This window comes from Nonomuraea sp. NPDC050404, assembly GCF_040655495.1.
In the GTDB taxonomy this organism is placed as follows: domain Bacteria; phylum Actinomycetota; class Actinomycetes; order Streptosporangiales; family Streptosporangiaceae; genus Nonomuraea.
Map to the genome: position 1 here is coordinate 328,233 of NZ_JBFAKB010000005.1, position 19,404 is coordinate 347,636.

General features: G+C 63.9%; 13 protein-coding genes and 1 tRNA gene. 3 read left to right on the forward strand and 11 right to left on the reverse strand.

The features are described 5' to 3' along the window. Nucleotides 1-115 precede the first annotated feature (115 nt). Genes AB0I81_RS15825 through AB0I81_RS15855 form a run of 7 tightly spaced genes read right to left on the reverse strand, consistent with a single transcriptional unit; the run spans nt 116 to nt 7,297 of the window. On the reverse strand, nt 116-1,339 hold the full coding sequence (locus tag AB0I81_RS15825; protein ID WP_360656427.1) for a glycosyltransferase family 4 protein: 1,224 nt from the start codon (nt 1,337-1,339) through the stop codon (nt 116-118). After that, complete coding sequence (locus tag AB0I81_RS15830) at nt 1,336-2,424, reverse strand: endonuclease/exonuclease/phosphatase family protein (protein ID WP_360656430.1); 1,089 nt, start codon at nt 2,422-2,424, stop codon at nt 1,336-1,338. Before AB0I81_RS15830 ends, AB0I81_RS15825 begins: the two co-directional genes overlap by 4 nt. Further along, complete coding sequence (locus tag AB0I81_RS15835; protein WP_360656433.1) at nt 2,421-3,116, reverse strand: sulfotransferase family protein; 696 nt, start codon at nt 3,114-3,116, stop codon at nt 2,421-2,423. Before AB0I81_RS15835 ends, AB0I81_RS15830 begins: the two co-directional genes overlap by 4 nt. Next, entirely contained in the window at nt 3,113-4,102 is a 990-nt protein-coding gene (locus tag AB0I81_RS15840) for a lysylphosphatidylglycerol synthase domain-containing protein (RefSeq protein WP_360656436.1), read from the reverse strand. The genes AB0I81_RS15835 and AB0I81_RS15840 overlap by 4 nt, the downstream gene beginning before the upstream one ends. After that, complete coding sequence (locus AB0I81_RS15845; RefSeq protein ID WP_360656439.1) at nt 4,102-5,274, reverse strand: glycosyltransferase family 4 protein; 1,173 nt, start codon at nt 5,272-5,274, stop codon at nt 4,102-4,104. Before AB0I81_RS15845 ends, AB0I81_RS15840 begins: the two co-directional genes overlap by 1 nt. 21 nt (nt 5,275-5,295) lie before the next feature. Next, nucleotides 5,296-6,255 carry a UbiA prenyltransferase family protein gene (locus tag AB0I81_RS15850; protein WP_360656442.1) on the reverse strand — a complete coding sequence of 320 codons (960 nt, stop codon included), beginning with the start codon at nt 6,253-6,255 and terminating at the stop codon, nt 5,296-5,298. 13 nt (nt 6,256-6,268) lie between these two features. Further along, nucleotides 6,269-7,297, reverse strand: a complete 1,029-nt coding sequence (locus AB0I81_RS15855; RefSeq protein ID WP_360656444.1) for an NAD-dependent epimerase/dehydratase family protein — start codon at nt 7,295-7,297, stop codon at nt 6,269-6,271. 285 nt (nt 7,298-7,582) lie between these two features. Here AB0I81_RS15855 and AB0I81_RS15860 point away from each other — a divergent pair, with 285 nt between their 5' ends. After that, nucleotides 7,583-7,747 carry a hypothetical protein gene (locus AB0I81_RS15860; RefSeq protein WP_360656447.1) on the forward strand — a complete coding sequence of 55 codons (165 nt, stop codon included), beginning with the start codon at nt 7,583-7,585 and terminating at the stop codon, nt 7,745-7,747. Between the two features lie 82 nt (nt 7,748-7,829). Here the strand turns inward: AB0I81_RS15860 and AB0I81_RS15865 are convergent, their stop codons facing one another. Together AB0I81_RS15865 and AB0I81_RS15870 are read right to left on the reverse strand one after the other, a co-directional pair. After that, complete coding sequence (locus tag AB0I81_RS15865; RefSeq protein WP_360656450.1) at nt 7,830-10,841, reverse strand: BTAD domain-containing putative transcriptional regulator; 3,012 nt, start codon at nt 10,839-10,841, stop codon at nt 7,830-7,832. A 656-nt stretch (nt 10,842-11,497) separates the two neighbouring features. After that, nucleotides 11,498-11,596, reverse strand: a tRNA-OTHER gene (locus tag AB0I81_RS15870). 988 nt (nt 11,597-12,584) lie between these two features. Here AB0I81_RS15870 and AB0I81_RS15875 point away from each other — a divergent pair. Further along, nucleotides 12,585-13,004 (forward strand): ATP-binding protein, encoded by a 420-nt coding sequence (locus AB0I81_RS15875; RefSeq protein ID WP_360656453.1) that lies wholly within the window; start codon nt 12,585-12,587, stop codon nt 13,002-13,004. A 546-nt stretch (nt 13,005-13,550) separates the two neighbouring features. On the opposite strand, the gene AB0I81_RS15880 is transcribed toward AB0I81_RS15875, so the two are convergent. After that, the gene (locus AB0I81_RS15880) at nt 13,551-14,726 is read right to left on the reverse strand and encodes a restriction endonuclease (RefSeq protein ID WP_360656456.1); all 1,176 of its coding nucleotides are present in this window, start codon (nt 14,724-14,726) and stop codon (nt 13,551-13,553) included. A gap of 391 nt (nt 14,727-15,117) precedes the next feature. Next, nucleotides 15,118-16,398, reverse strand: a complete 1,281-nt coding sequence (locus AB0I81_RS15885) for a DNA sulfur modification protein DndB (protein ID WP_360656459.1) — start codon at nt 16,396-16,398, stop codon at nt 15,118-15,120. Nucleotides 16,399-17,285: 887 nt separating this feature from the next. On the opposite strand from AB0I81_RS15885, the gene AB0I81_RS15890 reads away from it, so the two are divergent. Beyond that, nucleotides 17,286-19,103 (forward strand): DUF262 domain-containing HNH endonuclease family protein, encoded by a 1,818-nt coding sequence (locus AB0I81_RS15890; RefSeq protein WP_360656462.1) that lies wholly within the window; start codon nt 17,286-17,288, stop codon nt 19,101-19,103. Nucleotides 19,104-19,404 lie beyond the last annotated feature (301 nt).

The following is a 19,404-nucleotide window of genomic DNA, read 5'->3' on the forward strand; positions in this document are numbered from 1 at the left end:
GCGGGAAGTTCTGATATCTGCACATGGCTACTACGTACTCGGCGGCGTGAAGATCGAGAGCGCGTGACGGCTGCCCTACGGGCCCGCCGCCAGGTCCGGTGTAATCAAGGTGCGCTCACCGTCGGAGAGCCTCGGCGTAGGCCCGCAGCGTACGGGCGGCCGCTGTGTCCCAGGAATGATGGTCGAGGACGTACCGGCGGGCACGGTCACCCAGCGCCGGATCGTCGTCGCTCAGTGCCCGGAGCAGCGCGGCCGCCAGCTCGTCCGGATCGAGTGTCTCGGTCCGCGCGCACGCCCCCTCGGCGCTGCCGACCACGTCCGGGTCGAAACCGGGCCCCACCACGGCCCGGGCCCGCAGCGCCATCGCCTCCAGAGCGGCAAACCCGAACGACTCCGAGGTCGATGGGAAGACGCATGCGTCGGCCGCCACCACGTGGTCACGGAGCTCGTCAGTGTTCAGATACCGCCCGAGTACGTGTACGCACCCGGCCAGCCCCGCCTCCTCGACCCGCTCGCGCAGCCGCTGGTCGATGGAGGTGTCGTCAGGCCAGCCGGTGCCGGCCATGACCAGGGTGACGTCGGCGCCCTCGACCAGCATCCGGCGGACCGTCTCGATCAGCTCGGTCACCCCCTTGTGCGGCCCGTACCGGCCGGCGAACATGATCATTCGACGGCCGTCGGGGATCCCGTACAGCGCCCGGACCTTGTCCCGTACGGTGGCGCGTTCTATGTCGTTCGGGAACTCCATTCGCCATGCCTTCCCGGCGCCATGCGAAACCACGGCGACGTCGGACCGGCCGGCCAGGTGGGGGATCCCGGCTTGGGTGTGCGGCGACGGAACCATGATCAGCCGAGCTCGACGGCTCAGCGCCCGGTTCAGTGTCCGTCCGAGCGCGGCGACCAAGCCCCTTCCCCGATCCCGGAGAAAGATCTCCGCGGAGTGCACGTGATAGCAGACCGGTATCCGGAACAGGACGGCACAGATCAGACCGGCCGGCGCGCACATCCAGTCGTGCACCGCGACCAGGTCGACCTTCTCCCTGACGTGCAGCCGCCGGGCGTACCAGGCCCCGACGATGTTCAGCCGGGCGATCACGGCCATCATCCCGATCCGGGAGCGCGGCAGTGAGGCACGTGCCCACGGCGGGGTGACGAGCACCCGGCGGACGGTCGCCCTTTGATGTTGGAACACCCGTGGCAGGCGGTGATGCCGGGACGCGCCTACCAGATGGACGTGGGCATCGTGCGAGGCCAGGCCGCTGAGCAGGCCCTCGATGTAGGTGCCGATCCCGCCGAAGGGATCGGGTGGCGCGCCGGTGGAGACGATGACGATCCTCATGGCACCTGGCCTTTCTGCTCTTGCGCCTTGTCGGGAACGACGACGCGAAATTCCTGGGCCGCGTGGTCGGAGAGGGCCTTGCCGCCACCGTCGAGGTGGTAGCTGGGAACAGTCAGGCCGTCGGTGGTGTACAGCCAGTCGAGACGCCACATCCGAGGCAGCGAAAAACGGGAGATGGGCCACGTGTGAAGGGGCGCGAGGGCGTCAGGAGGGCCCTGCGCCCGCGTGCCGGGCCGGAAGGAGTACAGCTCCGTCCATGGCGAATTGAAGTCACCGGCCATCACGATCGGGTGGGGGTTGCCGGCCACGTTCGTGCGCAGCTTACGCAGATTGTCGAACCGCCAGATGCTCTGCTTCTTCTGGCGCTCGTAGAATTCCGCGGTCAAGGGGTTGCCGCCCCGCAAGGGGCCCGGCAGGTGCACATTGTAGAAGGAGACCGGACGCTTTCCGACCTGGATTTCGGTGCGCTGGAACTTCGGCCCCTTCCAGAACCAGTCATCGCCAGTGCCGGGAACCGTCTGGTGGTGGGCCCTGACAATGGGCAGCCGGGAGAGGGTGACGAACTCGCCTTCCACGGATATCTGGTAACCCGGGAATGCCGCGCGCAGGCCGGCCGTGGCGTCAATACGGATCACCTCGTTGTACGCCGTGTCATTGATCACCCCATACAGGTGTTCCTGCAGCAGGTAGACGTCAGCGTTCTGGCGCCGTAAGAAGGCATAGAAGGCGTGCGGATCGTTTTCCATGTCCCAGTAGTTGGTGTTCCAGGAAAAGACCTTGATCACCGTGTCCCGTGGGCCGGCGATGGCGGAACCCGTCCACCCACGTCCGTAGCCGGCCAGATAGGCCCCGGCCAGCAGCAGGAGAACCAGAACCAGGGACAGCCAGCGGCGCACCGGGCGCGCGAACGGCACGAATGCGAGAAGGAGCAGGGGCACCGCCACCGTGGCCAGCGGGGGCGTCATCTCCACGATGACCCACGGCCACCAGTCCCCGGCGAGCAGGATGTGCAGGATGAGGAACATCGTCAATGCCGCCGTGGCGGCGACGAGAAGCCGCGTTCCCCATCCCCAGCGGCTGATCACCGGGTCCGGCTCAGGAACAGCGACGCTGCTTCCCTGCCGAAGCCACGGCTGGTGGGGAACTCCACTGTGGTGCTCTTCAGGGGAAACGGCTCAGCCGGTACGGCGACACCGAGAAACTCGCACAGTGGCCCCCATTCATCGCGGATGTCATAGATGAGCAGCCGATCGGCGGGGACGGCCTCGACGATCTGATCCGTGTGTTCCCGGAACCTCTTGATGGCGTTTTCCGGTCTCCGCTCGTTCACGGATTTCAGGGCCTGCCCTTCGAGCGTCAGCTGGAACAGCTTGATCAGCGGAGCGAAATCCGTGCCTAGTGCCGACGAGAGCCGAATGGCGGCTTGGCCGTACAACGTGTTGATGTGCCGGCGCCGCTTCATCAACGTCCTTTGCACGCTACTGATCCATTGCTCCGGGTCACGCACCGTGTGAACGACCTTCGCCTCCGGATATCGCTCGACGAGTTGCCGCCAGCAAGGCGTAGCCGGCTCGCACACCATCGATTCATATCCCGCGAGAATCTCCTCCCATCTCGCCGGTCCTCCTTCGACGGCTCCGAGCAATGGCCGGATCAGCCGGGGATTCCGGAACACGTCCCCCGCGCTGAGACACGGCCCGAAGCCGAGTCGCACGAGCGCTGCCTTGAGGGATGTCGTCCCCGTCCGGCCGTAGCCGGTTCCGATGACGCGCATCATGGTCTGCTCCTTCGTGAGTGATCGGAGGGGTGATGGCCGGGCTGGTCTCGTCTGGCCGCCACGAAGCGGGTCCCGGCCAGCAGTCCCAGCACTCCGAGGGTCGCGATCACGTGCCCCAGAGTGGTGAGGAGCCGGCTCAGCAGCAGCAAGGTGATGAGGTCCGGGCCGCTGACCAGGACACCGAACGTGAGGCCGAGCACGACCTCACGTACCCCGAGGCCGGCGGGCGCCTGCGACAGCGCGCCGACGACGGCGCTGAGGACGAATCCGCCTATGCCGAGTGTCATCGCAGACGCGGGAGGCGCGCCGAGGGCGACCGCGAGGATCGCCGCGTGCGTGCCGTTGCAGCTCCACCCAAGGACGTTGTACGCGAGCACGCCCATTGAGGTCCTGCCGGTGGGCAGCACGATCTCGTGCCCGCCACGTCCCAGTATGCGTTGCCCGAGGCTGAGCAGCCTCTTGAACAGGCGGGGTGCCAGCATGACCGCACCAGTGGCGGAGAGCACAAGCGGCAAGGCCAGCCACCACATCGGCTCGGTGGCCGCCAGGTAGGGGACTGCCAGCAGACCGACGATGCCGCCGCTGAGCGCGGTCAGGACGAGCGTGATCAGGCCGGCCGTCATGAGCCCGGCCGCCGGCGCTCCGACCCGCTTGGCGAGTGCGGCCTGCACGATCGGGGGCCAGATCGCGCCGGGAAGGTAGCGCGTCACTCCGGACAGGAAGAACACCCACGCCGCGTCGGACAGCGTCAGTCGCATACCGGTGCCAGTTACCAGCAGTCTCCACCCGAGGAATCCGGGAAAGGTGCCCACCACGGTGAATCCGGCCGCGAGGCCGATGGCGCTCCAGCCGACAGAGCTCAGGCTGTCGCCGAGCCCATGCCGCACACGCCAGATCTGCCAGCAGAGAAATACCACGATGATCGAATAGCCGGCCGTCCGGAGAAGCTTGAGCAGGCGCCGGCGGCCGTTCGATGGATTCGCCACTACCGCACCAGCGTGCCCGGCTGCCGGGCGCCGATCGTCGAGGTGTCCTTCATAGGGATGACCTGGTCGAACAGTTCCTCGTAGGCGTCCAGGAAGGTCTCCACGCCGTAGAGATGTCGGGCCCGGCGGCCCCCCTCGGCGCGCTCCTCGGGAGTCAGCGCCGCCAGCTCGGTGATCGCACGGGCCAGCGCGGCCGGATCGCGTGGCGGAACCAGGCGGCCGAATCCCGTCTGCAGGACGGGCGAACGTCCGCCGGGGAGGTCCGTGGTGACCGACGGAATGTCGGCCATCATCGCCTCCGCCTGGACGGTGCCGAAGGACTCGGCAACGGAAGGCAGGGCGAATACGTCGATCGAGGCGTAGAAGTCATCGATCTGGCTCCCGCCGAGCAGGCCCAGCATGCGAATCCGTTTGTCGTCGCCGATGAGCGGGCGAAGCCGATCCTCGATCCCGCCACCGGCCACCTTGATCCAGTCGCCACCGATCAGCAGCCGTGCTTCAGGATCCTCAAGCTGCTGAAATGCCCTTATCAGGTACTCGATCCCCTTGTCCTCGACGATGCGCCCGAGAAAACCGATGTGCAGTCCGCTCCCGTCCCGGAAGTCCGGCCGGCCACCCCGGCGGTCGAGGCACGGTGGCGCGATTCCCCGCCAGTTCCTCCGCCTGATCAGGGGCCACAACTTCGATCCCCGTGCCTGATCCGTGCTGTTCAGCACGACCGCGTCGGAGCGCAGCATCGCGGCCCACGTGGAGACGTCGACCGCCCGCGTCGCTACCGCGTTGGTCACGCTGGGCGGCAACCACAGGTCGATGTGATGCGTCGTCACCAGTGGCCGATCTCGAACCCCGATCGCGATCGGAGCCACCTCGAGCATCGGTACGTGCGGGTTGACGATCGCCGACCTGCGGGCGACCTGCCGGGCGAGCGACACGAAGCGGGGACTCACCGGTCCTCTTCCGATCGTCCGGGAGACCGGGCTGCGGAAGACCGAGACATTGGCGCGGACCTCGCGAAGAGGCAGCGACTTGTCGTGCTGAACGGCCACGACCGCGACGCGCTTCCCGCGTCCGGCCAGGCCCTCGGCGAGGCGCTGGGTATGGATGGTCAGGCCGCTGACGTACGGCGCGTAGTAGTTGATGAGTATCGCCACATCGAACTGGTTGTCATCCATGGCGGTGGCCACCTCGGCTTCTCACGGTAGAAGGATCGGACTGATGGACGGGATCCTGGTTACGAGTACGAGCGCGCCGATCGCGCAGAGCCAGATCCCGAAGGACGCGATGAGGGCGCGATCCCGCAGCAGCAACCGGACCGGGTCACCGCCTCCCTTCAGCACCAGGACCACTTGGAGGTAGCGGGAGAGCGCGTACAGCACGAAAGGCAGGGAGATCAGCAGGGCCTCTTGCCTGTGCGGCGCGATCGGTGCTTCGGTGGCCAGGTACGCCGACGTGGCGGCGAGGCAGACCACGCCGGCGAGCAGCAGCAGCTGGTTCAGGAACTCTACTGAGTAGCCGCGGAGCGAGGGACGGTGCTCGACTCCGACCTCCACCAACTCGTACCGGCGCTTTCCGAGGATGAGCAGGAGCGATCCGGAGAAGACCGCGATGAGCAACCAGCCGGGTAGCGCGGCGCCGGTGGCCAGGTATCCCTGCACCACGCGCAGCGCGAACCCGCTGGAGACCACGCCCATGTCGATCAGCGGCAGGCGCTTGAGGCCGGCGCTGTAGGCGACGTTCAGGCCGAGATAGCCGAGCACCGGCCAGGAGCTGCCGTGCGGCGCGTACGTGAGCAGCAGAATCAGGCCGCCGATCAGTACTGCGCCGTACAGGGTGACCGCGGTGACGGAGAGCCGCCCGGCCGCGATCGGACGCCGGCGCTTGCCCGGGTGCAGCCGGTCGAGGCGCTGGTCGACGAGGTCGTTGACGAGGTAGATCACGGCGGCGGCGAGGATGAACGCCGCGATGGACCAGGCCACGCGGGCCAGGGCGGGCCACGACCACACCGCCAGGTCCACCAGCGCGATCGGCACCACCAGCACGCTCTTGGCCCAATGTGCCGGGCGGGCCAGCAGGAAGAGATCCATGACCTGCCGTCGCACACCGGCCCGGGTCCGTTTGGCGGGCCGTTCCCGCGCAATGTTGACGCTGCCCATGCTGTCGCCCGCCTTAGAAGAAGACTTTTGCCAGCGACAGGGCCCCTTGGCGCCAGGCGTCCCGGCTGGTCCTGCCGACACCTGCCGGGCGCTGTCGGCGCCACCAGTGATAGGAGCTCAAGATCGCGTCCTCGTTGGAGAATCGTGGCGTGAATCCGAGTCGGTCGCGTGCCTTGTCGATGGACACGTACGAGTCAATGAGCAGCTTGTGCGTCAGCCGGCGATAGACCGGAGAGAGGTGGCTGCGCTCGAGCAGTCGCAGCAGCGGCAGGGCGGGCCGTACCGGCAGCGATACGACTCGTTTGCCGTGTCCGGCGGCATCGAGTACCGACTGGAACGCTGCGCGCAGCGTTCCGAAATCGGCGGCGCCCAGATTGTAGGTGTCGTCGGCGGCCTCCTCGGATGCCGAGATCAGCAGCAGGATGAACTCGACGAGGTCCTCCACGGCGAGCATCTGGCTGAGTACGTCACCGCGCCCGAGAACGGGAAAATTGCGGCCGTCCGAGGCCCATTCAAAAAGCATCGCGAACAGGCCCATGCGACCGGGGCCGAGAAAGGTTTTCGGGCGGGGAATGGATACGCACATCCCGGTGCCGCGAAATTCTTCGGCGATCTCCTCCGCCTCCGCCTTGGCCTGGCTGTAGGCGTCCACCGGCCGGCGCGGATGCGTCTCCGGAGTCGGCACCTCCAAAGGCAGGCCGTAGACCGCGGCCGAGGAGACATGGATGACGCGGGGCACCCCGGCGGCGCGGGCGGCCTCGAAGACATTGCGAGTGCCGCCGACGCTGATCTCCCGGAGCCGTCCCTTCGCATAGCTCGGCAATCCGCTCGCACAGTGCACGACGGCGGTGGCGCCAGAGAACAGGCCGGTCAGCAACGCCTTGTCGCCGATATCCCCGGTCGTGTGTCCCACTCCGGGCACCGGCTCCGCGGGCGCACGCAGATCCACGCTGTGAACCGCATATCCAGAATGCGCCAACCGGCGAACCAGGCTGTCTCCCAGCATTCCGGATCCGCCGGTCACCACGATCCGATCGTCCATCGAAGATTCACCTTCCTTCTTGTCGAATTGAGTGAGTCGTCCCTCTCGCGGTGGCGCGGTCCTGCGGTATGGCCTGTTTCATGACAGGCGATCGCGCATCTGACATGGGTGGAGCTGGAATTCCTGGAATGGTCGCGGCGAGGATCGCGGAAGGATGCGTCCGACGCATTTCGACAGCGATGAGCTGCGCGGATGTGGCCGTGTCCGAACAGGCTCCGTCAGCCGTCCCGGTACACGAGGAGCACCGTTCAGCGATCCTTGGAGGGCGGCCCTGCCCTCTTCCAGGTGGAGGACTCTTCCGTGCCGGGGACGCCGTACGAGGCCATCGGCGTCACCCGCAGCAAGCTGCGCGCCTGCTCGTGGCTCAGCTTCGGCTCGCGTGTGGCGACCAGGACGTCGAGGAGGTCACGGGGCGTCTTGGGGCAGGTCTGGACCGGCGGTGGGCGATGAGGTTCGCCATCATTCCTCCAGGCGGTTCGTTTCCAGCAACTCGAACCGTAGGAATGTGCGCTCTCCAGCCCCTATCCGCCACCTATCCGTTCAGGGCCTCTATGTCCCGTGCGATCTCCTCCGCTTCGGGCAGGCGGGCAGCCTTGGCGATGACCTGTGCCTTCTCCCAGTGGGTACGCGCGGCTGCCCGGTCGCCCTCGTCCAGGGCCAGCCGGCCCAGCCCCTGGTGGGCGGGCACCGCCTTGACCTCCAGACCGAGGCGCAGCACCTGCCCGTAGCACTCGCGCGCCGCCTCCGGGTCACCGAGCGCGTGGTGAACCTGCCCGAGCACGTTGAGCGACTGACTCTCCACGTCGGCGTCCTGGATCCGCCGCGCGAGCACGAGCGCCTGCCGTGCGCTGCCGAGGGCCGCAACGTTCTCGTCCTGGCGGCGCAGGCAGTCGGCGAGGAGGTACAGCGCCCGTGCCTCGGCCTCCACCGCGCCGAGCTGGCGGCCGAGCACCAGACCGCGCTCCAGGTGGTCGCGGGCCTCCGGCAACCGGTCGGAGAGGGTGTAGATCCAGCCGGCGTTGACCAGGCACAACATTTCGGCGAAGCGGTTGCCGAGCCCGGTTTGGATGTCGAGTGCGCGCTGCACGCACGCCGCCGCCTCCTCGTAGCGGCCGAGCTTGGTGTTGACCACGGCCAGGTTGGCGAGGAAGAAGGCCCGGTCGTGCGCCGAGCCGTCCTTGTCCAGCAGGTCGAGGGCGCGGTGCAGGTTCTCCTGTGCCTCGGCGAAGCGGCCGAGCCTGATGTGCACGATGGCCATGTTGCTGAGCACCCGGCCGCTGCCGGGGCCGTCGCCGTGGACCTCTCGTTCGAGAGTCAGGCTCTTGCGCAGCGCGGCCAGCGCATCGTCGAAGTCGCCGGTGCCGAGCCGGGCGACGCCGAGGTGCCGGTACAGAGTGGCCTGCCCGGCCCGGTCGGCGCACAGGCGGGCGGCGTACAACCCTTGGTCGTAGACCTCGAACGCCTCGTCGCTGTAGCCGTGCCGTTGCAGCAACGGGCCCAGGGCCGCCGCCAGCCGCCAGGCGTGGGAGTGGGCGCCCGCACCGGCCATGTGGCTGGCAACCTCCACGAAGTTGAGCCGCTCGGCCGCGATGACGTCGCGCACGGCGCCGGGCGCTGGCAGCTCGGGCAGTTCGGAACGGCGGTCGAGCTCCAGCTCCCCAAGGTGGCGGCCCGGGTCGAACACCTGCTCCGCGACGTGCCCGAGGTGCAGGTAGTGCTCGGCCAGGCGGATGACCGCCGCCGAGTGCTCTTCCGGGCGCTCTTCGCGCTCGGCGGTGGTGCGGGCGTACTGGCGCAGGAGATCGTGGAAATGGTAGCGGCCGACGGCGTGCTGGGTGAGCAGGTGCACGTCCAGCAGTTCCTCCAGCAGGGGTTCGACCTCGCCTGCCGGGGCGTCCGCGAGCGCGGCGGCGCCGTACACGTCGAAGTCCGCGCCGGGGTGCAGCCCGAGCAGCCGGAACAGGCGCCGCTGGGCCGGCGCGAGATGGCGGTAGGAGACGGAGAAGGCGGCCAGCACGCTGCGGTCCTCGGTGGCCAGTTCGAGCAGCCTGCGCCGCTCGTCACGCAGCCGGTCGGCGAGGTAGGCGACGCTCCATGTGGGACGGTGCCGAAACCTGGAGGTGGCGATGCGGATAGCCAGCGGCAGGTAGCCACACAGCTCGACCACCTCGGCCACCTGCTCCGTCTCCCCGGTGACGCGGTCCACTCCGGCCACCCGCAGGAACAGGTTGACGGCGTCGCCGGGCGGCATCAACTCCAGCGAGAACGATGAGGCGCCCTCCAACGCGGACATTCGCCGCCTGCTCGTCACAAGGACCCGCGCGGTCGGGGAACCCGGCAGGAGGGCACGGACCTGCTGTGCGTCCTTGGCGTTGTCCAGGACCACGAGGACCCGCTTGCCCGCGAGGTCGGAACGCCACTTGCCGACCCGCTGCTCGAAGTCCCTCGGGATGCGCTCCGGCGGCACGCCCAGGCCGTCCAGCAGCACGTCGAGCGCGGCTGTCGGCGTGAGTGGCCGCTGTCCCGGCGTGTAGCCGTGCAGGTCGATGAAGAGCTGACCGTCGGGGTAGACGTCGGTGAGCAGATGCGCGACATGAACGGCCAGCGTCGTCTTGCCGATGCCGGCCATGCCGTCCAAGGCGGTGATCACCACCGCCGTTTCGGTGGCCGTGCCCGTAAGCTCCAGCAGCCGCCGCACCTCGTCCGCGCGGCCGGTGAAGTCGGCGATGTCGTAGGGCAGGCAGTTGTGCGCCACCGGCAGGTCCTCGGCGGACGGTGGCTTCGCGGGAGCGTCGAGGGCGGGATCATTGTTCAGCAGTTGCTGGTGCAGCAGACGCAGTTCAGAGCCAGGATCGACGCCGAGCTCGTCGGCCAGCAGCACGCGGGTGCGCTCGTAGGCGTTCAGCGCGTCCGACTGCCGTCCTGACCGGTACAACGCGATGATGTGCTGACGCCGTAAGGTCTCCCTGAAGGGATGTTCGGCCATGAGCTCGGTCAGTTCGGGCACCAGCTCGGCCGCTTCCCCTAGCGACAACCGGCACTCCAGGAGCTGTTCCCTGGCAGCCAGGTGCTGCTGGTCGAGCCCGGCGGCCGCAGCCTCGATGGTTCTCCCGGTCAGTCCTTGGAGGGCCGGACCACGCCAGAGGCTGAGTGCCGAGGCGAGCGTCTGCGCCGCCGCAGCCGGTTCCCCCGCCTCAACGCTCAGCCGGGCCGCCTCGAAGACCTGGCCGAACCGGTGGGCGTCCACCAACTCCCCGTCCACGCGCAGGCGATAGCCCGCGCCCTCAGTGGCCAGCAACTGGCCGGCGGAGCCCAGGCTTCTGCGCAGCCTGGCCACGGCGTTGTGGATCTGCTCACGTGCTGTGCCGGGCGGGTCCTCACCCCAGAGCTCGTCGATCAGCCGTTCGGTAGAGACGATTTCGACCGGGTTGAGGAGGAGTGTGGCGAGCAGGCGCTGCTGCCGCGGCCCGCCAACAGATAGCCGTCCCCCGTCGACGGCTACTTCGAGCGGACCGAGCAATCGAAACTCCGCCTTGATGCCCATATCTTGGCATTATGGCGACGGAGTCTTCCTCTTGGTAGCAAGTTAGGAGGACGATTGGATCAGCATGGGAAGCCCGTGGTGCCGCAAAGTGCGGCCAAGACTGTTTCCTTCGGTTCGGGCCTGTCTATCAGGTTCACTCCCGCGATTGCCGTGCCCAGGGTCAGGGCGGTGACAAGAGAAGCGATCACTGCTCGCACGATGGACGGCTCCTTTCGGCTCGGTGGACGCACCTTTCGGGTGGTCCGGCAGGCACAATGTGGCGGACCGCCCTATCCATCCGCTATCCGTCCTCGCGCGGGGTGTCGTGACGTTGCCGTTCGCGCTGGCTGGGTGCCGGCGACCCCGGTGTCGCCGGAGCGGCCCGCGTACTGGGTCGGTGAGTGTGGACTTCAAGCGGAGGTTACGCACGTATTCGGCACGATCAGGCTGGCTGTGTTCGCTCCGTGCCGCGCGGCCGGAAGCGGGTACCGCGAACGTGACGGCCTAAAATGCGGTCTGACCTGGGAAAACGTCATCAAGATCATCCCGCTTATATCCCCTGATCATGGTCTTACGGCTGCATGCGGGCACCGTCTGCTGCCTATCAAGGGCGCAAAATAAAAGACCTGCGGTTGTGAAACCGCAGGTCAGGGGCCTGAAATGCCGATCTAGGTGAGTGCCCCCGGCAGGATTCGAACCTGCGGCACCCGCTTTAGGAGAGCGGGGGTGGGGATGCGGGTCTACGTGGATTGACCTGCCGAAACACGGTGATGGGCTCCTGCGATTCGCTTGATCATCCCGCGCATGTCCCGCGTCACGCTGGCTTGCGGTCACCCACAATCCGATGCAAGACACAGGTACGAGCGATGCTCCCCCTTCTAACGAAGGGGGAGCATCGCTGCTGTTCAGAGCACACATAGCATGCGGCACCCAGCGGAGGGTTGACTCTTGCCCAGCGTCAGCATATCATACCTATACCCCTACTGGGTATAGGTATGATCGCCAAATCATTGGAGGGAATATGAATAATCGGACCCGCCAGGAATTAATTAGTTCGTTAGGTCCATGGGTTGATGACCTTCGCTGTGAGCTGGTCCTGGCCGGACTTCCCGTCTGGGTCTCGGGAACCGGATCCTCGCCTGGGCGCTACCACGCCGCTCCTGGCTACCGCTGCAACCTGCTGCGTCGGCCTGACCTCGCAATTGAGATGACAGTTGATGCCGCCCGAGCTCTGGATCTGTGGCCATGCCCGGCTTGTCGGTTCTCCCGCTACACGCGGTTAGCGTTGAGAAGCGCGGGGCTCGATCCCGACAGGCAGAGCCTGCTCATGAGGTGATGTTGTCGTCGATGTTGCTATCAACTTGATGAAGGGCCCCGAAGCGTTGACGCTTCGGGGCGTTTGTGTTGGTGAGGTTTGGTAGCCAGAACCCGGGCGAACTGCTGGCCCTTCCGCTCTCAACCCCGAGCTCGTGCGGTAAGTCTGCGAGCCGCACCTCTAAGCTCTTGGCCTCCCTCGTCCCCACCTCCGGCCGCTGTCGGGGAAGCCGAAAGGCGACTTCCTGCTTGCAAGCGGGAGTTAGTCAGTCAGTCATTGAAGGCGGCTCCCGGGGCAGCCCCATACCCGAACATGCGACGATCCCACCGGTGCATGGAGGCATGTCGCCGGGGCCGTGGTGGGATATCGGGACAAGCTGTGGCGGGCGTGCATTGCAGACACCCACGCTAGTGGCCTGTCGCTGGTCGTTGACCCGGCTGGAGGCCTAGTTGGCCGCCCGGGATGCCTCCAACGCTCGCGCTCGGATGAAGGCCGCCGCCTTCCCGGTGCTCAAGACGAGGAGTTCGACGTTGCCGCCTCCTCGATCCCGAAGGCGACCTTCGACTACCTCGGCCTCGCTGGAGTGGGTCCGGGCGGCGGAGAACTACTGCGCGGTCGGACCGGCCGGCACCGGCATGTCCCACAGCCTCATCCCCTTCGGCATCGCCGCGGTCCAGACCGGGCATAAGGTTCGCTACTTCACCGCCGCCGACTTGGTCGAAATGCTCTATCGCGGGCTGGCCGACAACTCCGTCGGCCGCGTGATCGAGACTCTGCTACGCGCCGATCTGGTCATCATCGACGAAGTCGGCTTCGCCCCGCTCGATGACACCGGCGCCCAGCTGCTGTTCCGGTTCGCCGCCGCCTAAGAACGCCGCGCCCTTGGCATCGGCTCGCACTGGCCCTTCGACCAATGGGGACACTTCCTGCCCGAACACACCACCGCCCTTCAGCTCCGTCGTCGCAGCCTTCACTCGCACGGTCGCACCCATCTGATGCACCCGCTCGACACGAACGGCGGCAAAATGAAGGAACACGACCCGCCAACAGCTCCGTGATCGACACAGAGCAGCGTCCCGGCACCAGCACCAGGCCGCATCCGGCTCAACACGATCGTGATCTTGGGATAACGCCGATCACGGAAAGTGGGCCAGGCCCAGTATTCACGCGTCTAAGCCGGGGTTCCGCAGTTCGCCGCGCCACTGGTGACACGCGCCACCCTGAACTGGGACAACGTTGAGGATCAACGTATCAGCCGGTGTCTCCTAGTGACACGAATCGGACATCCGTGTGCCACCACCGCGAACGCCGTTGACCTGGCCTGTTACCCACAACCGTGTCACCAGCGCCACCAGGAACTGCGGAACTCCGGCTAAGCTGTCGGTACCGGAACTGATCCGCTCCATAGGTTCAGATCACTGAGCTCTCGACGCACCGGTAGACCGGTCGGACGGCTTCAGGTTGTGCAACCACTTCTCAACCAGGGCCGCTTGAGTGGGCGAGAGGCCTGCGGGGGGTGCGGTGCGGAGTCTAGCCCGCAGCTGTTCTCGTGTCAGGGACAGGGCGAGATCCTGTATGTCCTGAGCTCCTGCGATGCGGTTTATGAAGATGCTACGGAGGAAATCGATGCTTGGGTCCTCTAGTAGCTGCCTCCCAGTGAGTGTCAGGTTCATGTGATCGTTTTCGATGTCGACTAGGCCAAGAGACACTAGGACGCGCGACCGTCGACGTGCCTCATCCGAACGCGTGATGGTTGGGAAATGCTGCTGGAAGTCGGCGACATAGTCATCCCAGGTCGGCTGCCCATCGGCGAGTGAGGTCATGGTAACGATGGAATCCAGGAGGCGACGGCCCCTGTCGGAGGGCATCTTCTCGATGTAGTAGCGGCGCTGAGTGCTGCCAGACGCCCGCGTAGCTGTGTCCTGAACGGAGCTCTCGGTCCTGCCGGTGATGGTCGCGAGAGCCTCCAGGTCGAGGGAGAGCAGGGAGAGGCGTGAAGCCTGGACTCCGATGCCGTGCTCGGTCAACAGGTCGGCGAGTAGCTGACCGTCGATGAGATGGATGGGAGTGAGTGTGTTCTCCCTTGCTTCATATGGCGCATCCCTGGTGTAGTGACCGGTTGTAACAATGATGCCTTGGGTTCCGGATCGGAGCGTACCTCTGAGCTCTCGGACCACTTTCACCGTCACCGGCTTTGTCGTCCCCCAGCGCTTGGCCTGGATTGAGGTGGGAACGGTTGTCACGCCGCCGGCAACTAGCGTGGCGTGAACATCTACGCCACCGTCTCTGGACCGCCTTGTGACCGCTACAGCCTCGTACCCCATCGCGGTGAATAGAGCTGCGACGATGTGTTCAAAAACTTGCGGAGGTACTTCTCGCAGCTGCTGCAACAGCTGGTTCTTAACTTGTTCGTTCTCTTGTTCGATGGCTTGCTCAGCCTTGTTGCCCGGCGGTCGAAGGCGGACGGAGTCGCCTGACATTGAGAAACGTTGCCGGTATCCGCGAGCTGAGCGCGTTGAGTCATCCCGCTGCAGCGCTTCAAGTAGCTGTTCCTTCTCAAGGGGGGTGGCGGTTGTCTGCTTATCGCCCATTTCCTTTAAGATGCGCTCGACCTCAAGAGGTCCTCCATTGTGTTTACGGAGGACGTCATAAACGTGGCGTGCAGTGAGTTGTCCAGGTGGGAGCACAGAATCTAGATCCATGGCGAGTGGCGGCCCCTTCTGATGGCATGGTTTGCATGGTGGCGGTTAGGTCTGACATACGAAGACGGGAGTTGCAGATCGATGAGCTGGTCGTGCGTGTGCATAGCTTGATGATCAAATGCAAGCCGTTGATGTTCTGACGCTGGCGATTTCTGTGCTCGGCCTCGTTTAGCCTTGCGTTAGCTGTTCCGGATGTGGATATGGTTGGATTGATGAAGGGGTGCCTGTAAACTCAGGGCACCCCTTGCACCCTTCATGTTTCGAGTTGGGTAGGTTATGCTTATGGACGCGGAAGCGACGGCGGCAACTTGAAATTGCCTTCCTTCTGGCCCCGCTCCCTCGCTACCCGGATGCGCAGCTGCTCGACGTCATTGTCTGGCATCTTGTCCCCAGCCACCATGTATGTGAGGAGATCAGCGGCGAGATTGTAATTCTCCTTCTTAGTCAGAATGTTATGTGCTGAGTTGATTAGGACATCGCGCCAGAGGGGGCTCGTAATTCGCCAGTCGACCTGATAGGCCTGGGCCACGGCACCCTTGAGAGGGAGCGCAGGGTCCAGCTTGAGAATCTGAGACAGCGCTTGGAACAGAACGATGTGTGTCGCCGGCTTGAACAGCAAGCCGTACTCCGCATCCTTGCTGCGCAGCTCCGGAAGCATCTTGGTATTGTCGCGGCCGTACCTCAGGTGTGGCATGCCGTCCAGCACGGCTGTCCACCACTCCGACACACGCTCGTAGCCCTCTTCCAACCTCTCATCTTCAGGACGGACGTGTGTCTTCTTCTCGTTTAGGTCATCCGCCATGTCGTAGTACTCGGCGATAATCCGAACGGTCTCGTAGACGGCACTGAGGGTAGTGAGCTGGACACTCCGTTCCGCGATGGTGTTGTTCTTGTAGTTAACCAGCGACTCGCCCTTGTGGTTCTTTCCGGCCAATGGCCCAGCTTCATCGGCCAGACCGCGAGCGATGATCGCGAGTCCGTCATCCTCACTGGTGAGGATGTTGTCCCCTCTGCTGGTGTTCTTGGCATAGCGGTTAACCTTGTTGAAGATCTTTCTGGTGTGTTGGACGCTGATGTGCGGAACGATGATGACAGTCACTTCGTCGTTCGCTACGTCCCGGGCATGGTCTCCCTCGACGCTCCGGGCTATGACCACTTCACGCAGTGCGGCGAAGCGGTGCTGTCCATCAAGGATGATCCGGTTGCCGCCTTCGATGGTCAGGAACCCGAAGCCCTTGGACATGGCGGCCTTGTAGGCGTGAGGTAGCCCCTTGGCGAGATCGCTGAAGGATTCGAACTGCGGCTCTTCGTCGCTCTCCAAGAGCAAGATGAGAGCCCCGAAAAAGCGATCCGGAGACTTGGCCAGATAGGGTGCGATCTCGGTGCGGACCCGCAAGTCGTTCAGCTCACGCTGCAACCTCTCGGTCAGACCCGTGGTTGCCCACTCCTCCTGCTCGCTTGCAGGGCGCGCGATCTGGACCAGGTCGCTCACCTTCATCGTGGTGACGTAGTACGGCGTCGAGCCCATGCGGGCACGGATCGCCGTGTGTACGGTTGCCATGAAGATCCACTCCTGCCTCGTATTCGCATAGACCATATCTGTATGTACAAACTGTTTACAAGAGTCCGTTCTATGTTTGCGTATACAGCATCAAGAGAGGTTCGAGCTGGTCGGTTGGTGGCCTTCGGCTGAAGATCGACGCTGGACGCGCCGGTAGCGGTCAAGCATCGGTGCAGCCTTGACGGGAGGCCAGATCGGACGACCACGTCGATCGCGAGGGATCTAAGGGGGCAAGCCGCGAGATGCCTCGAGTCTGGGTGCGCGCCGCGCTGACCCGGGCAAAGGCGGCTACGGCACCGCCGGCGCGGCTACGGTCGGTAACAGCGTGCCGGGTGGCTCCGCTCCCTTAGGCAACGTCCCGGAAGAGGAGAACGAGCAGCTCAAGGTCCGGATCCGGGAACTGGAGCAAGAGCGGGACATCCTGCGCAAGGCAGCCAGGCCTTTCGCGGGAGAGATGTACGCCGTGAGGTGTTGATGGTCCGGGCGAAGGGTGCGAGACCTTCGTCGTGCGTCCTGTCGTGGCAGGGAGCGGAAGTTGAAGGCAGTCCGATCCAGGTTATGGCCTTCAAGAAACCATCCACATGATCTCTTGCGTTGCCATACCGTGCAGAAACAACCGTTTGGCTTGCAGGCGCATCTGCTTGTTTGACTCCACCAACCGGGATCTGAAGCCTGCCCCTGGTCGCTGTCATCCACTGCATGCGTGCCGAACAGCAGGTGGCAAGCAACTCGCGGCAAGGCACCTCGAACGTACAATCTTGATAGCGATGCTGTAACAATCCCGATCCAGATCCAGAAATGTGCCAAACTGATGTCCTGGACTATGAGCTGCTTCGATACTTCAGAGATAGTGAAGGAATAGGGAATTGGATAATAGGACACCTGCGATGGGTGCCGCCAGTGTGAAACCCACCAGTCTGCCAATCAGTGAACTTCTGTCCTCTAGATATCCTGCGCGAGTTCCACGGTATCAGCGCGCCTACGCTTGGAACGATACGCAGGTTGGCGATCTCATCGATGACATTAAACTTCTTCTACCTCTTCCTGCTGGCACGCGAGGCCATTTTTATGGCGGCATGGTCGTCATCAAAATAACGGACTCTTCTGAACCCAGTAGCAACGTCTATGAGATAGTGGATGGCCAGCAACGACTAGCAACGTTCTGTCTTCTCTTTGCACAGATTGCTGCGAGGGCAGATGAACTAAAGGATCAGGCCGATAGTCAAGGCGATGGTGAGGAAGCGAAGAAATTAGCAGTATTGGCAAGAGGAGTACGAAAGTCGAACTTGTACTATCAGCGTTACGATGTAGACGAGGGAAACGAGTCAGAACAGCCGAGAGTTCGACTCAGTCGCGTCGATGACGACTTTTTTCAATCACTTCTGGATGGAACTGCGGGGCCGCCGAGTCGAGAAAGTCATGAATTGCTAGAAAATGCGGCTAACCTCCTCCGCGACGAGCTGGTGACGCCAGCCACTGATGCGACCGATCTAGCGGATGCTAGAGGGAAACTGCAGCGTCTATGTGATGCTGTTCTGCTCGACTCGTTCGTTATCCACATTGTGAGCGACTCTCGATCTAGTGGCTATAGGTTGTTCTCTGTGCTGAATGACCGGGGCGCGCGTTTAACGGTCGCGGATCTTCTTAGAAGCCACACCCTAGAACTCCTCGATGACCACGCTTCGAGTCGAGAGAAAGCGGCAAATCTCTGGGACGATATTCTAACCGAGGGGGCAGATCTCGTAGACGACTTTCTCATGACCTACTACACGTCACTGACCGGCAAGCGTGCCAAGAGGGAAGACTTATTCGATGACGTTAAGGATCTAATCTTCTCGGCAACTAAAGGCCGTGTAGAGATTCTTGCCGCACTGCAGAAAATGTCGGGCGAAGTCTCGACCTTCAAAGCGATCCATGCTGGCATGTGGCCCTATGTGCCGTCTGAGCATATGCAGTCTGTAACTGAGTGGCAAAGATCTCGGCTGCAGAGGCTGGTCTCAACAATACAGCACAAGCTTTCGCATCCACTTCTCCTTGCCGCACGTGCACACTCTCGTGAGGACGAGTTTGCTAAGCTCGTGCACATGCTAGAACTGTTCGCGCTGAGATACAAGAACATCTGCGGCGCGCACACGGGTCCAGCACAGGCGGTTTACTATGCCGAATGTAAGCGGCTGCGAGGACTGACGAACGGGGTAGCTGCTAATTTCGCTGCATTGAGAAAAGCTCTCAATACTCTAATTGACAAGCGAGCGCCCGATCCGATCTTTCGTAATGCCTTGAAAGACAAGCTACGCTATGACGGTGGCAGTCCGATGAAGGCTAACCTTAAGGAGCTGCTTACCGTTCTAGAGGACTACAGGCCTTGGATTAAGCAAGGATCCTCTGGGCAGCCCCGCCCGTCTATGATCAACCTAATCGACCTCGGCCAGGTAAGTATCGAACATATCCATCCCCAGAAGCCTGAAGTAATCGTGCCTTCGCTGACCTCGCATACAAATCGACTCGGGAATCTCTCATACTGGGCTCCAAGCGACAATAGTGCAGCAGGTAATAAGCCCTTCGCTCTTAAGCAACCTGCATACGCTGCTAGCGTTGTCAGCTTCAATCAGGACTTGGCAGAACTCGCAGCATGGGATCTGAGTGCTCTCGAAGCTCGTGAGGAGCAGCTCATCCACGATGCCTGCCTTATTTTCAGGCCCTGAAGCTGGGAGCGTCTGGAGTCAGGTTTCTCTGATTGGCGGCGAAGGGACAGGTCCTCGTGGGCGGCGTCGAGATGCTGCACCCAAGCCCGGGGTGTTTGGCCTCGAGCGTTCGCGCTATTGCGCGATGCTGAGTGCCTATCGTCGGTTGTCTACGCCAGTCGATCAGGAACGGAGCCCGTTTGCCTGCGATCATTGGCGATCGACGTGAGTGGCCGCCACCTCGAGCACGTTACCGTCGCCGACCCGCCTGTCCACATCCTGACCGGGCGTGCTAGAGCGGTGCTCGATCGACTCAGGCACT

Bases quoted from the DNA above. Each gene is read 5' to 3' on its own strand.
- AB0I81_RS15890 (WP_360656462.1), top strand. From the start codon at position 17,286: ATGGGTGCCGCCAGTGTGAAACCCACCAGTCTGCCAATCAGTGAACTT.
- AB0I81_RS15880 (WP_360656456.1), bottom strand. From the start codon at position 14,726: ATGGGCGATAAGCAGACAACCGCCACCCCCCTTGAGAAGGAACAGCTA.
- AB0I81_RS15835 (WP_360656433.1), bottom strand. From the start codon at position 3,116: ATGATGCGCGTCATCGGAACCGGCTACGGCCGGACGGGGACGACATCC.
- AB0I81_RS15865 (WP_360656450.1), bottom strand. From the start codon at position 10,841: ATGGGCATCAAGGCGGAGTTTCGATTGCTCGGTCCGCTCGAAGTAGCC.
- AB0I81_RS15855 (WP_360656444.1), bottom strand. From the start codon at position 7,297: ATGGACGATCGGATCGTGGTGACCGGCGGATCCGGAATGCTGGGAGAC.
- AB0I81_RS15850 (WP_360656442.1), bottom strand. From the start codon at position 6,255: ATGGGCAGCGTCAACATTGCGCGGGAACGGCCCGCCAAACGGACCCGG.
- AB0I81_RS15845 (WP_360656439.1), bottom strand. From the start codon at position 5,274: ATGGATGACAACCAGTTCGATGTGGCGATACTCATCAACTACTACGCG.
- AB0I81_RS15825 (WP_360656427.1), bottom strand. From the start codon at position 1,339: ATGAGGATCGTCATCGTCTCCACCGGCGCGCCACCCGATCCCTTCGGC.
- AB0I81_RS15885 (WP_360656459.1), bottom strand. From the start codon at position 16,398: ATGGCAACCGTACACACGGCGATCCGTGCCCGCATGGGCTCGACGCCG.